A 14968-nucleotide genomic window follows, 5' to 3' on the forward strand; every position below is an offset into this window, starting at 1 on the left:
AACATAACTGTTCCCATTTTTTGAAAACTGGTCTATGATACTTAAAAGGATTGTTTACAATCCTTAATTGCAAATCATTTGCAATTGTCCAGAAGAAAAAACAGAAAAAGGAACAAAGAGATGTTAGAAGCCTATCGTAAAGCCGCCGCCGAGCGCGCCGCCCTTGGTATTCCCGCCCTTCCTCTGACTGCTCAGCAGACTGCTGATTTGGTTGAGCTGCTGAAAAATCCACCTGCCGGTGAAGGTGAGTTCTTGGTTGAGCTGTTGGCTCACCGCGTACCACCCGGTGTGGACGATGCCGCCAAAGTTAAAGCCTCATTTTTGGCTGCCGTTGCCGAAGGCAGCGCATCCAGTCCGCTGATTTCCCCTGAGTATGCTACCGAGCTGTTGGGTACTATGCTTGGCGGTTACAACATTCATGCACTCATCGAACTCTTGGACAACGACAAACTTGCGCCTATCGCTGCAAATGGTCTGAAACACACTCTGTTGATGTTTGACTCTTTCCACGATGTTCAAGAAAAAGCCGAAAAAGGCAACAAATACGCGCAAGAAGTATTGCAATCTTGGGCAGATGCCGAATGGTTCACTTCTCGTGCCAAAGTTCCAGAAAAAATCACTGTTACCGTCTTCAAAGTCGACGGTGAAACCAATACAGACGACCTCTCTCCTGCACCTGATGCATGGAGCCGTCCTGATATCCCTCTGCACGCGCTGGCTATGTTGAAAAACCCGCGCGACGGCATCAATCCTGACAAACCGGGCGAAGTCGGTCCGATTAAATTGTTGGAAGAACTCAAAGCCAAAGGCCATCCGGTTGCTTACGTTGGCGACGTGGTCGGTACCGGTTCTTCACGTAAATCTGCTACCAACTCCGTGATTTGGCATACAGGCGAAGATATTCCGTTCGTACCGAATAAGCGTTTCGGCGGTGTGTGCTTGGGTGGCAAAATTGCTCCTATTTTCTTCAATACTCAAGAAGACTCCGGCGCATTGCCGATTGAAGTCGATGTATCTGCTCTGAAAATGGGCGATGTCGTCGATATCCTGCCTTATGAAGGCAAAATCGTGAAAAACGGCGAGATTGTTGCCGAGTTTGAATTGAAATCACAAGTATTGCTGGACGAAGTGCAAGCCGGTGGCCGTATTAACCTGATTATCGGTCGCGGTTTGACTGCCAAAGCGCGCGAAGCACTGAAATTGCCTGCTTCTACCGAGTTCCGTCTGCCTCAAGCGCCAGCTGAAAGCAAAGCCGGTTTCACATTGGCTCAAAAAATGGTTGGTCGCGCCTGCGGTTTGCCGGAAGGCAAAGGCGTGCGTCCGGGTACTTACTGCGAACCACGCATGACTACTGTCGGCTCGCAAGATACTACCGGCCCGATGACTCGCGACGAATTGAAAGACCTGGCTTGCTTGGGCTTCTCAGCAGATATGGTGATGCAGTCTTTCTGTCACACCGCGGCTTATCCAAAACCTGTCGATGTGAGAACTCATAAAGAATTGCCTGCTTTCATCTCTACCCGTGGCGGTGTATCCCTGCGTCCGGGTGATGGCGTGATTCACTCATGGCTCAACCGTCTGCTGTTGCCTGATACAGTCGGTACAGGCGGCGATAGCCACACCCGTTTCCCTATCGGTATTTCTTTCCCTGCAGGTTCGGGCTTGGTTGCTTTCGCAGCAGCCACGGGCGTAATGCCGCTTGATATGCCTGAGTCTGTATTGGTACGCTTCAGCGGCAAACTGCAACCGGGCGTCACCCTGCGTGACTTGGTAAATGCAATTCCGTTGTACGCGATTAAACAAGGTTTGCTGACTGTTGCCAAAGCCGGTAAGAAAAACATCTTCTCCGGCCGCATCCTCGAAATCGAAGGCCTGCCTGATTTGAAAGTGGAACAAGCCTTTGAATTGACTGACGCGTCTGCCGAACGCTCTGCTGCTGGCTGTACCGTGAAGCTCAACAAAGAGCCGATTATCGAGTACATGAAATCCAATATTGTGTTGATGAAAAACATGATTGCCGACGGCTATCAAGATTCACGCACTTTGGAACGCCGTATCAAAGCCATGGAAGCATGGTTGGCAAATCCTGAATTGCTCGAAGCGGATAAAGATGCCGAATACGCCGCCGTGATTGAAATCAACATGGACGACATTAAAGAGCCGATTATTGCTTGCCCGAACGACCCTGACGACGTGTGCTTCATGTCTGAACGCTCCGGCACCAAAATCGACGAAGTGTTCATCGGTTCTTGTATGACCAACATCGGCCACTTCCGCGCCGCCTCCAAACTCTTGGAAGGCAAGAGCGACATCCCGGTACGTCTGTGGATGGCACCGCCGACCAAAATGGATGCGAAAGAGTTGTCTGACGAAGGTCACTACGGTGTACTCGGCCGTGCAGGCGCGCGTATGGAAATGCCGGGTTGCTCATTGTGTATGGGTAACCAAGCGCAAGTACACGAAGGTGCGACTGTAATGTCCACTTCTACCCGTAACTTCCCGAACCGCTTGGGTAAAAACACCTTTGTTTACCTCGGCTCGGCTGAGTTGGCGGCAATCTGCTCCAAACTGGGTAAAATCCCGACTGTTGAAGAATACCAAGCCAATATCGGCATCATTAACGAGCAGGGCGACCAAATCTACCGCTACATGAACTTCAATGAAATCGACAGCTACAACGAAGTAGCCGAGAAAGTGAATGTTTAATATAGCAAGGTAAACCGATTTTCAGACGGCCTTAAATAATAAAGGCCGTCTGAAACGGAAAAATAAAGGGCGTGTTCATCACGTCCTTTTTATTTTTAGTTTAATAAAAGGCCGTCTGAAAGATAAGTTTCAGACGGCCTTTGCTTAGGATAAATAATCAGAAAACCGATTAATCAGCGTTGTTTACTTTACGCCAAAACCAGGTTGGAGCAGGGCGCAAGGCTGACGCTCGTGACGGCTGCGGCGTGTTCTGCCGGCAATTTTGCCGCAGACAATACCCGGATCGTTTTTCTCTTCTGCTTTTTTTGAGCTTTTATCTGATTTATTCGCGTATTCGTTGCGTTTGTTTCTATCTTCGCGGCGAGAGCGGCTGTCGTTGTGCTGAACCGGTTGTGCTTCAGCTTCATCTTGATTGTCGTTGCCCCACCAATACGGCTCAAAGCCTTCGATGCGTTCCACATTCAAATCGCTGCCGGTCAGCTCTTTAATGGATTCAAACATTTTCTGTTCGGTTTTATCCATCAAGGAAATGGCAACGCCGTCGGCACCGGCCCGGCCGGTGCGTCCGATGCGGTGGACGTAGTCTTCAGGTTGGGTTGGCAGCTCGTAGTTGATGACAAAAGGCAACTCGGCAATATCCAAACCGCGCGCAGCAACATCGGTGGCAACCAAAACGCGTAATGTGCCTTCTTTAAAGGCGTTGAGGGTTTCCAGTCGGCTTTGTTGGGATTTGTCGCCGTGGATGGATTGAGCGGCAATGTTGCGGCGGACGAGGTCGCGGGTAACTTGATCGACGCTTTGTTTGGTTTTGCAGAATACAATGACTTGATTCATATGCAAATCAACAATCAGACGTTCGAGCAGGTTGCGCTTTTTGAGTGCATCAACGGCGATGATGTGTTGCTCGACATTGGCGTTGGTGGTATTTTGCGCAGCCACTTCAACCATTTCGGGCGTGTGCATAAAATCTTGCGCAAGTTTGCGGATAGGCGGTGAGAAAGTGGCGGAAAAGAGCAGGGTTTGTCGCTGTTTGGGCAACATCTGCATGATTTTGCGGATATCGTCGATGAAACCCATATCAAGCATACGGTCGGCTTCATCGAGTACGACGATTTCAACTTTGTTTAAATTAATGTTTTTTTGTTTGACGTGGTCGAGCAGTCGGCCAACCGTAGCGACAACGATTTCACAACCAGCGCGCAAGTCGGCAGTTTGTTTGTCCATATTGACGCCGCCGAAGAGGACGGTATGGCGCAAAGGAAGATTTTTAATGTATGCCTGCACGTTTTGATCGATTTGATCGGCCAGTTCGCGGGTAGGGGTTAATACCAACATGCGGACAGGGTGCATGGCAGGGGAGGTGCTGGATGTGGCGTAGCGTTTCAGGCGTTCGAGGCTGGGCAGCATAAAGGCGGCGGTTTTACCTGTGCCGGTTTGTGCTGCGGCCAAAAGATCGTGTCCTGCCAAGGCTTTAGGAATCGCTGCGGCTTGGATAGGCGTCGGGTTTTCATACCCTTGATCGGTCAGGGCAGAGACTAATTCGCTGCCTAAACCGAGTGAAGAGAAAGGATTCATGATGGTGGCTTTCTGTTCAGACGGCTTTTTGAATGGTGAGGCCGTCTGAAAAATCTGATTCTGAAATGGATAAACCGCAGTATGATTTTGATTCTGCGGTTTGAAAAAAATGGGGAGCGGAATAATCCGTCAAGTAGCCCATTATGCCATAAAAAGATGGACTCCCCAAATGATGGTTGCGGCTAGAATTGACCAAGTTTTGATATTTTTACAGTTCAAAAACAGAAAAATTTACTGGCCTGCAAGGTTTTGAGTTTATTGAGGATTAAGCATTTGTCTTAACGTCAATAGAATTAATTTATCAAAAACTTACAGGCTGAAATGAAACTAAATTGTACTCACGTACTCAATATTGAGGTGCAGAGCTTGTTTTGTAGCCTGTATCTCCCGTTTAACGGTAAACCATAAAATCAAAATTTAGGAATATACAATTATGAAAACTTTATTGATCGCTCTTGCAACCGGTAGCCTGATGTTGGCAGCTTGTTCTTCTTCCAAACCTGCTGAAGAAGCGGCAGCGCCACGCGTCACTGTTGAAGAAGCAATGACCCAATGCCAACAGGCATCTGGTGAAAATGCTGACCGCGCTGTGTTTGACGCCTGCATGAAAGACAAAGGCTATCAACGTACCGCTGAATCAGCTGCTTCCGAGCCTGCTGCCTCTGAACCTGTAGCAGCGCCTGAGGCTGTTACTCCTGAAGCTGCCGCATCCGAGCCTGCTGCTAAAGCCGCTCCTGCAAAAAAAGCTGCTAAAAAAGCAAAAAAATAAGCTTCATAAAATTCAAGGAAGTCACTCTCATCAATACTCCGGATGAAGACAGACTTAGAGCAACTTGAAAACAAAGGCCGTCTGAATATGTTTCAGACGGCCTTTGTTTTTTTATGTATAAGGGCATTATTAGGAAATATGGTTTTGGTTTTATTAAGAAAATAAAAAAGACGTGTAACGGGTACACGTCTTTTTCGGAGAATAAACCTTATTGCTTATATTCGCTGCCGTCTTCACGGAAAAGTTTTGGCTGTTCGCCTTTTTCCACGACCTCTTTATTGATGACGACTTTTGCTACGTCTTTCAAATCTGGTAGAGTGTACATGGTGTCTAAGAGGCAACGTTCGACGATAGAGCGCAGGCCGCGCGCACCTGTTTTGCGTTCCATTGCTAGTTTGGCGATGCTGCGCAAAGCATCTTCTTCAAACTCAAGGCCGACATCTTCCATTTCAAACAAGGTTTGATATTGTTTGACCAAGGCATTTTTCGGCTCGGTCAAAATGTTGACTAAAGCATCTTCGTCCAATTCTGCCAATGTAGCAATCACGGGCAGACGGCCGATAAGCTCGGGAATTAAACCGAATTTAATCAAATCTTCAGGCTCGACTGTCTCAAACAGAGCTGAAATATCGGCGTTTTCATCTTTACTGTGCACCGCCGCACCAAAGCCGATACCGCCTTTTTCAGTACGTTGACGGATGACTTTTTCCAAGCCGGCAAATGCGCCACCACAAATAAAGAGGATGTTGGTGGTATCAACGTTGATGAATTCTTGGTTCGGATGTTTGCGGCCGCCTTGAGGGGGAACGCTGGCTACCGTGCCTTCAATCAGTTTCAGCAGGGCTTGTTGCACGCCTTCGCCGGATACGTCGCGCGTGATCGACGGATTGTCGCTTTTGCGTGAAATTTTATCGATTTCATCGATATAAACGATGCCACGCTGGGCTTTTTCAACGTCAAAATCACATTTGCCCAAAAGTTTGGTGATGATTTGTTCGACATCTTCACCGACATAACCGGCTTCGGTCAAAGTTGTGGCATCCGCCATGACAAAAGGTACATCCAGTTTGCGCGCCAAAGATTGCGCCAACAGGGTTTTACCTGAGCCGGTAGGGCCGATGAGCAGGATATTGGATTTGGACAACTCGACTTTGCCCTCCGCTTTTGGATGGCGCAGGCGTTTGTAGTGGTTGTAAACCGATACTGCCAACGCTTTTTTTGCGTGTTCCTGACCGATAACGTGGTCGTTGAGGTTGGCAACGATTTCGGCCGGGGTAGGCAGTTTTTTCTCGGTGTTTTCTTCTTTTGCTTTGGCAAGCTCGTTTTCAATTTCGCCGGATTCGTTGTCTTGCAGCATCATGCCGCAAGTTTCTACACATTCGTTGCAGATGAAGGCGTGTTCGCCTTCGATCAGATTTTTAACGTCGTTTTCGGACTTCCCGCAAAATGAACAGGTGCGTTTTTCTTCAGACATAATAATTTCTTCGTATGGTTGTATGGAGGCTGTGTTGTAAAGGGGGAACAGATATTTCGGGCGTATTGCCGGATTGAGGGAATGCCTCTGACAAGGGAGCCTAAGTATAATGACTATCTTGTGTTTTTTCAAATCAGAGCAGGCATTGCGCCGTATCGTCTAAGAAACAGATGAGGGCGCTGGATTTGAATATCTCGCAAACAAACGCAAAGTTTTCTCAACTCGCTTTACAATTAGCGAAAAATTTAACAGAATGTTGAATTAAATGTATTTTTTTGAATTGGCAGATATGAAATTCTATAAAACTTTAGGAATGGTATGGACAGGTGTGGCATTGGCTTTTGCTTCCGCGCCTGCCGTTGCCGATGATATGGATGTATTGGGACAATTTTTGGAGCAAAATTTCCCAGTGCAAAATGACCCGATGGAAGCTTTTGCGTTGAGTCATGCCGACCAAGTCGAAGCTCAAGCCGCTTTGGCCGGTCCTCTGCTTTCTTCGCAATCTGCTTTGATTTTCAATAATAAAACCGGTGAAGTGCTGTATCAGAAAAACCCTGATCGTGTCATGCCGATTGCTTCTATTTCCAAATTGATGAGTGCGATGGTGGTTTTGGATGCGCATCTGGATATGAACGAGCCGATCACGATTACCGAGGCTGAAATCGACCGTCTGAAAGGTACGGGCAGCCGCTTGAGCATCGGCACGACGCTGACACGCGGCGAATTGTTGCATTTGAGCCTGATGAGCAGTGAGAACCGTGCCACTCATGCATTGGGCCGTACTTATCCGGGCGGTATGAGCGCGTTTGTTGCGGCAATGAATGCCAAAGCGCAAAGCCTGGGTATGACCAGCAGCCGTTTCTATGAGCCTACCGGTTTGAATTTCCAAAACGTTTCAACTGCGCGTGATTTGAACCGCATGGTTGCGGCAGCCAGCAAATATCCGCTGATCCGTAAAAATTCGACTTCAAATTACGGCTCGGTTTGGACGGCAAACGGTCGTCAAAACTACAAAAACTCCAATGCCTTGGTGCGTGAGGGCAGCTGGAATATTGAATTGCAGAAAACAGGCTATATTCGTGAAGCAGGACGTTCTATGGTGGTTAAGGCCAATGTGCAGAATCAGCCGATTACCATTGTGTTGCTCAACTCTCCGTCTTCCACAACCCGCGTGAACGATGCGCGTAAGATTGAGTCTTGGATGCTGCAGCGCCGTTCTTAAATATTACGCTTAAAGGCCGTCTGAAACCGTTCAGACGGCCTTTTGTGTAAAGTGTATTAAATTTGGGTACAATGTCGTTACATTAACTTAAAAACACAGAGAGAAAACATGTTGAAAAAATGGAATAAAAAATATTGGGCCGGCATGGGCGTGATTTTGGCGTTGACCGGCTGTACTTCTGTAGCGGATATGGTTGGCTACGATACTGCGACTTTAAATGAAGACGCGGCTAAAAGTTATTCACAAGTCATTCAAAAAGCGCGTGGTCAAAAAGCTTTGGATGTTTCCTCTCCAACTGCTCAACGTGTTCAACGTGTGTTTGCACGTCTGCGTCCTCATGCTGAGCGCGCTAACAAAACCGGTGTGCCTTTCAATTGGCAGATGAACGTTATCCGCAGTGATGAAATGAATGCATGGGCAATGCCGGGAGGTAAAATGGCCGTGTACACCGGCATAGTAGAAAAATTGAAGCTGACGGATGCTGAAATTGCCGCCGTTGTCGGCCATGAAATGACCCATGCTCTGTTGGAGCACAGTAAAAAAGCTTTGGGCGGGCAAGTATTGACCGGCTTGGGTGGTTCGATTTTGGCCAGCTCAACCGGTGTAGATGGTGATTTGGTTGGCTTGGGAGCAGATTTGTTGGCAACCAAACCGTTCTCACGCCATCAGGAAAGCGAAGCGGATGCCGGCGGTGTGCGTTTGATGGCTGAAGCAGGCTACAACCCTGAGGCTGCGGTAAGCGTGTGGGAAAAAATGAACAAAGTACATGGCGGCAGCTCATTGTCTATTTTGTCGACCCACCCGACCAATCAGGCGCGTATCAATGCAATCCGCAAAATGTTGCCTGAAGTAATGCCGATTTATCAGAAAAACAAACGTTAATTTGATGTACTTATAATTTTGCCGGTTTGAACAGATGATTCGAACCGGCAAAGTTTTATGGTTTCAGTCTGACAGTTTGGCAAATTTATCCCAATTTGCCTGAACATACGCTGCCGCAGTTTCCAAGTCTTCGTCGGCAACGTCATAATAATCGCCGTCAAGCTCTTCAAAATCAGGAAAAGCTTTGCGGATTTCGTCGAAATCCCTTTGCTCGTCTGCCATTTTTTCAATGGCTTCGCCGTGTTTTTCGTACAGGGCTTTGGCTTTGTCTAAGATTTTCGGTATCGGCTTGATGCGCCAGCGGCGCAGGCTGTCGGCAACCGGGTTGCCAAAGATGTATTCTCCGTATCCTGAAGCGATAAGCTGTACGAAGCCGCCTTCTTGAATTTGGCTGTCGAGATAACAAAGTGCGATTAATGTATGCTGTTCGTCGTTGAGGCCGGACATTTCCTCATCACCTGCCTGTTCGGTGTGATCCAAATAGGCTGCGCTGAGTGTATAAAGAAATGAAGCGGAATCGGAAGTATCGAAATCTTGAAGGCGGAGCAGGGTAGTCATAATCATTAAAGGCCGTCTGAAAAAAGTGATTATATAATGTTTTCAGTCTGAACCTATCGGCCGTTTTGCTTTACAATATTGGAAGATAAGAAAACATAGTGAGGAACCAAACCATGAGTACACAGTCTGAAAAAAACGTTGTAGTCATCAAGCCGCAGGATTTGCCGCTGCATTGCTCCGGCCCTAATCATGAAACATGGAACGGCCATCCGCGCGTGTTCTTGCCGATTCAGTCCAACAGTGAGATTGAATGCCCGTATTGCGGCACTTATTACCGTCTTGATGGCGAGATTCCGCATCACCATTACTAATCTATGCCTATGTTGAACAAAATCATCTGCGCTTTGTGTGTGAGTTTGTGCGCTGCGTGCGGTTCGTATAAGGCCGTGCGTCCAGACGCGCCGTTACCGGTCATTGCACAGGCGCAGACGTATTCTGTCCGTTATCAATCCGTACAAGGTCGGACGATTACTGCAATTTATATCAACAGCCACAGCCCGATGATGGTTGAGCTGCGTGAAGGCAATACAGTTGAGAAACTGGTGCAAGTCCGCTTGCGCAGTCAGGGTGTCGAGTACGCCAATCCAAGCTCGCGTTGGCAGATTGGCGACGGGTTTGCCGTGCTGATTCGCGGCGGAAAAGAAGTTGTATTTAAAGAGATTGTGGAATAGGGCGGTTTAGCCTTTAGCCAAATATTTGATTAAAGGCTTGGGCAAACCATAATCTGCTAAATGTTCCAATGATACCCAAAGGCCGTCTGAAAGATGTTCAGACGGCCTTTGTTGCGTCTGAAAAGGGGTAATCATCAATAAGCGGTGGGTCAGGCGGTGGGTAAATGTGGTTTGTTCTTCAAGGCCGTCTGAAATAATACCGAAGCGTTCTGCGTAAGCATACAAATCGTCTAATTTTTCAAAACAGGGTACGCAATACAGACCGCCCCAAATGCCTTTGGCAGGGCGTTTTTCAAGCAATAATGCGCCGTCAGTGTTATGGATAATCAGCCAATAAAGCGGTAGGGTTTGCACTTCGGGAGCAGTTTTTTTACGGGGTAGCTCGTCAATGCGGTTTTGTTTTTTTGCTTCGCAGATGTCTGCCATAGGGCATTGATGGCACAAAGGTTTTGTTCGTTTGCAGACGGTTGCGCCCAAATCCATCAAGCCTTGCGTGTAGGCAGGCATATCAGTGTTTTCAGACGGCAGCAGGCTTTCGGCGAGTGACCAGAGCGAGTTTTCAAATTTTTTGTCTTGCGGATTGCCGTCTTGGGCAAAAACACGGCAGAGAACGCGTTTGACGTTGCCGTCCAAGATGGTTTCTCGTCGGTTAAAAGCAAAGGCAGAAATGGCGGCGGCTGTACTTCTGCCTACGCCGCAGAGTGTTTCCAAGTCTTTGCGCTCGGATGGAAAGATACCGCCGAATTGTCCGACGACTTGTTGCGATGCTTTGTGCAGATTGCGTGCGCGGCTGTAATAGCCCAAGCCTGCCCACAAGGATAAAACCTCGTCTTGCGGCGCGGCGGCAAGCGATTGTATGGTTGGGAATTTGGCTAAGAAACGCGGATAGTAGTCCAATACGGTAGCAACCTGCGTTTGTTGGAGCATGATTTCTGAAAGCCAGACGAAATAAGGGTCTTTGACCTGCCAAGGCAAGTTGTGACGGCCATGCAGCCGTTGCCAATCGATGAGTCGTCGCGCGAAGGATGTGGATGTGTTCATTAATATTTACTTTTTAATTATTTATTTTTAAAACATAGCGTTACACTATAACATACGAAATAATAATCAGGATTGACTTATCTGGTGGAGGGGTATATAAATATAGTTAACGTGGATTTACGTTGTATTGTTAAAGTTTATTAACCGCTCAAGGAGATTCACATGAAAGCAATGGTTTATCATGGCGCAAACGACATTCGTTTCGAAGAAAAAACCCGCCCTCAAATTATCGATCCGACCGATGCAGTCGTCAAAATCGTTAAAACCACGATTTGCGGTACTGACTTGGGTATTTGGAAGGGTAAAAACCCTGAAGTTGCCGACGGTCGTATTCTCGGTCATGAGGGTATCGGTATTGTAGAAGAAGTCGGCGATGCTGTAAAAAACATCAAAGTCGGTGATAAAGTCATTATTTCATGTGTCAGCAAATGCTGTACTTGCGACAACTGTAAAATCCAACTTTATTCACACTGCCGCAACGGCGGTTGGATCTTGGGCTATATGATTGACGGTACTCAGGCCGAATACGTCCGTACTCCTTATGCCGACAACAGCTTGGTTCCGCTGCCTGACAACGTCAACGAAGAAGTTGCCCTACTGTTGAGCGATGCCCTGCCGACCGCCCACGAAATCGGCGTGCAATATGGCGATGTGAAACCTGGCGATACCGTATTCATCGCCGGTGCCGGCCCTGTCGGTATGTCTGCGTTGCTGACTGCGCAACTGTATAGCCCTGCCGCCATCATCGTTTGCGATATGGACGAAAACCGCTTGAAACTGGCGAAAGAATTGGGCGCAACCCATACCATCAGCCCTGCTTCCGGCGATGTGAGCAAGCAAGTTGCCGACATTGTTGGCGAAGACGGCGTAGATTGCGCCATTGAAGCGGTCGGTATCCCTGCGACTTGGAATATGTGTCAAGACATTGTGAAACCCGGCGGTCATATCGCTGTGGTTGGTGTACATGGCCAATCTGTTGATTTCAAACTGGAAAAACTGTGGATTAAAAACCTTGCCATCACTACCGGCCTGGTTAACGCCAATACCACCGAAATGCTGATGAAAGCCATTTCCAGCAGCTCAGTGGATTACACCAAAATGATGACCCACCATTTCAAATTCAGCGAATTGGAAAAAGCTTACGATGTATTCAAACACGCTGCTGAAAACCAAGCCATGAAAGTGGTTTTGGAAGCGGATTGATTTGAAAATCACTTAATATGCCGTTAATTAAAGGCCGTCTGAACATTCAGACGGCCTTTTTGTATGGTTTTATTTTTTCTTCTTCAACCAAACGCCGCTTTCGATATGGTGGGTAAATGGGAATTGGTCGAACAGGGCGGCGCGTTCGATGGTATGGGTTTGACAGAGCGTGTCGAGGTTGGTGCGCAGGGTCTCAGGATTGCAGGAAATATAGAGGACGTTGTCGAATTGGGCAACTAATTTGAGCGTCTCATCATCAACACCAGCGCGTGGAGGATCAACGAAAATGGTTGAAAAATCATAGTTTTTCAAGTCGACGCCTTGTTCTTGCAGGCGGCGGAATTCACGGTTTTGCGTGTAGGCCTCGGTAAACTCTTCCGCAGACAGGCGGGCGATTTTGAGGTTGATAATTTGGTTGGCTTCAATATTCCATTGGGCGGCGTTGACGGAGGTTTTAGATACTTCGGTCGCCAACACTTGATTGAAATGTTGCGAAAGCGGCAGGGTGAAATTGCCGTTGCCGCAGTACAACTCAAGCATGTCTTTGCCTAAGTTTTGCGCAGCATCACACGCCCAAGTCAGCATTTTTTGGCATACTTGGGCATTGGGTTGGGTAAAGCTGCCCTCGATTTGACGATAGCGGAAGGTTTTGCCGTTGACTTCCAACGCTTCGGTCACAAAATCTTGGCTTAATACGATTTTTTGTCCGCGGCTGCGGCCGATGATGTGGATGCCCAAATTGTGCGCCAGCTCTTGCGCGGCTTGTTGCCATGCGTCGTTCAGCTTCTTGTGGTAAATCATGGTAACCAGCATTTCGCCGCTTAAAGTGGACAAAAATTCGACGGCGTACCAGCGGTTTTTCAGCTCGGGATGATTGGACGCGGCTTCAATCAGTTTCGGCATCAAGGTATTGATGGATTCGGATGCGGCAGGAAATTGGTCGCAACGGATCAGGCTTGCCCCGTTTGCTTTTTGCCCGCGCTCAAACATGGCGTAAAACATTTCGCCGCCCTCATGCCAGATACGGAACTCGGCACGCATCCTGTAATGCTGTTCCGGAGATTCAAAGACTTCGATTTCAGGGAAATCCAGTCCTTGGAAAAGTTGCTGAAGATATTGCTTTTTGTCGGCTAGTTGTTGCTGGTAGGCAGTCATTGGGGCAGTCTTTCAGAAAATAATGGCGAATTATAATATAGTTGGCGCAAAGATACGAAAGGCCGTCTGAAACATCGGTTTCAGACGGCCTTTGATTTCAAAGCATCAGCTTGTCAATCAGCCTTGCATTTGTTTGGCTTGAACGGCAGTCAGGGCGATGGTGAAGACGATGTCTTCAATCAATGCGCCACGGGACAAGTCGTTAACCGGTTTGCGCAAACCTTGCAACAACGGGCCTACGCTCAGGACGTTGGCGCTGCGTTGTACGGCTTTGTAAGTACAGTTGCCGGTATTGAGGTCTGGGAAAACCAAAACGGTTGCTTGACCGGCAACAGCGCTGCCCGGAGCTTTGGATTTGCCGATGGATGGAACGGTAGCCGCATCGTATTGCAGCGGGCCTTCGATGGCCAAATCAGGGCGTTTTTCTTTCGCCAGTTTGGTTGCTTCGATCACTGCATCGACATCAGGGCCGCTGCCCGAGTTGATGGTAGAGTAGGAAATCATGGCTACTTTTGGATCGATACCAAAGGCTTTGGCACTGTCGGCAGATTGAATGGCGATGTCGGCCAGTTGTTCAGGCGTTGGGTTCGGGTTAACCGCGCAGTCGCCGAATGCCAATACTTGGTTAGGCAGCAACATGAAGAATACGCTGGATACGAGGCTTGCACCCGGAGCGGTTTTAATCAGTTGCAGGGCAGGACGGATGGTGTTGGCAGTGGTGTGGACTGCGCCGGAAACCAAACCGTCCACGTCGTTTTGAGCCATCATCATGGTACCCAGTACGACGGTATCTTGCAGCTGTTTGCGAGCATCTTCCGGAGTCAGGCCTTTGGATTTGCGCAATTCGCACATTGGCTCGACGTATTGCTCAACCAAAGAGGCAGGATCGATGATTTCCAAAGAATCAGGCAGGGAAATGCCACGCTCTTTAGCTACGGCTTCAACTTCTTCGCGGGTCGCCAACAGTACGCAACGGGCGATGCCTTTTTCGTGACAGATAGCGGCAGCGGCGACGGTGCGTGGTTCTGCGCCTTCAGGCAGGACGATGCGCATATCGGCTTTGCGGGCAAAATCGATCAGGTTGTAGCGGAATTGGGCTGGAGACAGGCGTTTGGCTTCGCGTTTGGCCAAAGCGGATACGTCTTGTAGGTTGTCGCTGGAGCCGAAGAAAGTCAGGCCGGTTTGCTCGGCAACTTGTGCGCCTAAAGCGGCTGCTGCGCCGTCAATGATAAAGCCTTCCAATAAGCCCGGGGAGTTAGTGTAGAGCTGTTTGGCGAGGTTTAATTGTTGGGCGATGGCGGCCGCGTCGGTATTGTCGGATTTCAGCGCCAATACAACGCCAGCGTCTAAAGACAGCGCCAATTCGACGTTTTTGCCTGCCAAGAACAATTTGTCTGCATCAGGAGTGATGCCTTCGATAACGAGATTGTCTGCATTCAATGCTGCAACTTTACCGACAAGCGCGTCAAACCAGTCGTCGCTCTTGCCTTGAGCCAACAGGGTTTCTGTAGTGGAGTCAACGGCTTGGAAAACTTGCGCATTCAATGCCGCTGCAAATGCTTTTGCCGCTGCATCGGCGCTCAGGCCGGTAGATACCGGTGCGATCAGGATTTTTGCCATTTTGTGTCCTCTCTTTCGGTGATTGTAGAAGGGTGTTGCTGTTGTGCAGCTGGTGCTGCATTTTATCACTTTGGGATAACATATACACGGTC

13 protein-coding genes are annotated in these 14968 nt (G+C 48.4%); 7 read left to right on the plus strand and 6 right to left on the minus strand.

Annotated elements, in window-relative coordinates; genetic code table 11:
- The first annotated feature begins 120 nt into the window (after positions 1-120).
- Positions 121-2706, plus strand: a complete 2586-nt coding sequence (gene acnB / locus ACTHTG_RS02960; RefSeq protein ID WP_004519365.1) for a bifunctional aconitate hydratase 2/2-methylisocitrate dehydratase — start codon at positions 121-123, stop codon at positions 2704-2706.
- A gap of 183 nt (positions 2707-2889) precedes the next feature.
- Here the strand turns inward: acnB and ACTHTG_RS02965 are convergent, their stop codons facing one another.
- Complete coding sequence (locus tag ACTHTG_RS02965) at positions 2890-4284, minus strand: DEAD/DEAH box helicase (protein ID WP_100066635.1); 1395 nt, start codon at positions 4282-4284, stop codon at positions 2890-2892.
- 430 nt (positions 4285-4714) lie between these two features.
- Between ACTHTG_RS02965 and ACTHTG_RS02970 the strand changes: the two genes are divergently transcribed.
- Positions 4715-5050, plus strand: a complete 336-nt coding sequence (locus ACTHTG_RS02970; RefSeq protein WP_004519367.1) for a hypothetical protein — start codon at positions 4715-4717, stop codon at positions 5048-5050.
- A gap of 208 nt (positions 5051-5258) precedes the next feature.
- On the opposite strand, the gene clpX is transcribed toward ACTHTG_RS02970, so the two are convergent.
- Positions 5259-6524, minus strand: a complete 1266-nt coding sequence (gene clpX / locus ACTHTG_RS02975; RefSeq protein ID WP_004519368.1) for an ATP-dependent Clp protease ATP-binding subunit ClpX — start codon at positions 6522-6524, stop codon at positions 5259-5261.
- Between the two features lie 313 nt (positions 6525-6837).
- On the opposite strand from clpX, the gene ACTHTG_RS02980 reads away from it, so the two are divergent.
- Together ACTHTG_RS02980 and ACTHTG_RS02985 are read left to right on the plus strand one after the other, a co-directional pair.
- Positions 6838-7746: a serine hydrolase gene (locus tag ACTHTG_RS02980; protein ID WP_371440889.1), complete on the plus strand. Its 909-nt coding sequence runs from the start codon at positions 6838-6840 to the stop codon at positions 7744-7746.
- Between the two features lie 108 nt (positions 7747-7854).
- Positions 7855-8628 (plus strand): M48 family metallopeptidase, encoded by a 774-nt coding sequence (locus ACTHTG_RS02985; protein ID WP_004519369.1) that lies wholly within the window; start codon positions 7855-7857, stop codon positions 8626-8628.
- Positions 8629-8691: 63 nt separating this feature from the next.
- Here the strand turns inward: ACTHTG_RS02985 and ACTHTG_RS02990 are convergent, their stop codons facing one another.
- On the minus strand, positions 8692-9186 hold the full coding sequence (locus tag ACTHTG_RS02990; RefSeq protein WP_063068054.1) for a DMP19 family protein: 495 nt from the start codon (positions 9184-9186) through the stop codon (positions 8692-8694).
- A 113-nt stretch (positions 9187-9299) separates the two neighbouring features.
- Between ACTHTG_RS02990 and ACTHTG_RS02995 the strand changes: the two genes are divergently transcribed.
- Positions 9300-9497, plus strand: a complete 198-nt coding sequence (locus ACTHTG_RS02995; RefSeq protein WP_003745781.1) for a zinc-finger domain-containing protein — start codon at positions 9300-9302, stop codon at positions 9495-9497.
- Between the two features lie 3 nt (positions 9498-9500).
- The gene (locus ACTHTG_RS03000) at positions 9501-9857 is read left to right on the plus strand and encodes a hypothetical protein (protein ID WP_063067965.1); all 357 of its coding nucleotides are present in this window, start codon (positions 9501-9503) and stop codon (positions 9855-9857) included.
- A gap of 6 nt (positions 9858-9863) precedes the next feature.
- Here ACTHTG_RS03000 and mutY read toward each other — a convergent pair whose 3' ends face one another.
- Positions 9864-10898, minus strand: coding sequence for an A/G-specific adenine glycosylase (gene mutY, locus ACTHTG_RS03005; RefSeq protein WP_063067964.1), 1035 nt, complete (start codon positions 10896-10898; stop codon positions 9864-9866).
- A gap of 162 nt (positions 10899-11060) precedes the next feature.
- Between mutY and ACTHTG_RS03010 the strand changes: the two genes are divergently transcribed.
- Complete coding sequence (locus ACTHTG_RS03010; RefSeq protein WP_063067963.1) at positions 11061-12101, plus strand: zinc-dependent alcohol dehydrogenase family protein; 1041 nt, start codon at positions 11061-11063, stop codon at positions 12099-12101.
- A 69-nt stretch (positions 12102-12170) separates the two neighbouring features.
- Here ACTHTG_RS03010 and trmA read toward each other — a convergent pair whose 3' ends face one another.
- Complete coding sequence (gene trmA, locus ACTHTG_RS03015; RefSeq protein ID WP_440360533.1) at positions 12171-13256, minus strand: tRNA (uridine(54)-C5)-methyltransferase TrmA; 1086 nt, start codon at positions 13254-13256, stop codon at positions 12171-12173.
- A gap of 117 nt (positions 13257-13373) precedes the next feature.
- Positions 13374-14876: a phosphate acetyltransferase gene (pta, locus tag ACTHTG_RS03020; protein ID WP_063067961.1), complete on the minus strand. Its 1503-nt coding sequence runs from the start codon at positions 14874-14876 to the stop codon at positions 13374-13376.
- Positions 14877-14968: the final 92 nt, after the last annotated feature.

Origin of the sequence: Neisseria sp. P0017.S009 (genome assembly GCF_051957375.1) — a bacterium.
GTDB classification, from domain to species: domain Bacteria; phylum Pseudomonadota; class Gammaproteobacteria; order Burkholderiales; family Neisseriaceae; genus Neisseria; species Neisseria perflava.